Source organism: Micrococcus sp. HMSC31B01, from assembly GCF_001816085.1.
In the GTDB taxonomy this organism is placed as follows: domain Bacteria; phylum Actinomycetota; class Actinomycetes; order Actinomycetales; family Micrococcaceae; genus Micrococcus; species Micrococcus luteus.
This window is the reverse complement of the sequence record NZ_KV825091.1, coordinates 1-910: the sequence shown is the minus strand read 5'-3', so window position 1 is coordinate 910 and position 910 is coordinate 1. Positions and strand designations below refer to the sequence as shown.

Here is a 910-nt window from a genome sequence, read left to right as displayed (position 1 = left end):
CACCACCGCCACCGTGCTGGCCCAGGCGCTGGTCCGCGAGGGCCTGCGCAACGTGGCCGCGGGCGCCGACCCGCTGTCCCTGAAGCGCGGCATCGAGAAGGCCGTGGAGGCCGTCACCTCTGAGCTGCTCTCCGCCTCCCGCGAGATCGAGACCAAGGACCAGATCGCGGCCACCGCCTCGATCTCCGCCGCGGACAAGCAGATCGGCTCCCTCATCGCCGAGGCCCTGGACAAGGTCGGCAAGGAGGGCGTCATCACCGTCGAGGAGTCCAACACCTTCGGCCTCGAGCTCGAGCTCACCGAGGGCATGCGCTTCGACAAGGGCTACATCTCCGGTTACTTCGTGACCGACGCGGACCGCCAGGAGGCCGTCCTCGAGGATCCCTACATCCTCATCGTCAACTCGAAGATCTCCTCCGTGAAGGACATGGTGGCGATCCTCGAGAAGGTCATGCAGTCGGGCAAGCCGCTGCTGATCATCGCCGAGGACGTCGAGGGCGAGGCCCTGGCCACCCTCGTGGTCAACAAGATCCGCGGCACCTTCAAGTCCGTGGCCGTGAAGGCCCCGGGCTTCGGTGACCGCCGCAAGGCCATGCTCGCCGACATCGCCATCCTCACCGGCGGCCAGGTCATCTCCTCCGAGGTGGGCCTGTCCCTGGAGAACGCCACCCTCGACCTGCTGGGCTCCGCCCGCAAGGTGGTCATCACCAAGGACGAGACCACCATCGTGGAGGGTGCCGGCGACGCCGAGCAGATCGCCGGCCGCGTGGCACAGATCCGCTCCGAGATCGAGAACACCGACTCGGACTACGACCGCGAGAAGCTGCAGGAGCGCCTCGCCAAGCTGGCCGGCGGCGTGGCCGTCATCAAGGCCGGCGCGGCCACCGAGGTGGAGCTCAAGGAGCGCAAG

The 910-nt window shown here is 68.0% G+C and carries 1 protein-coding gene; it reads left to right on the top strand.

The window, feature by feature from the left end; translation table 11 throughout:
* The coding region (gene groEL / locus HMPREF3105_RS05535; protein WP_141762441.1) for a chaperonin GroEL at positions 1 to 910 on the top strand (910 nt) is incomplete at both ends.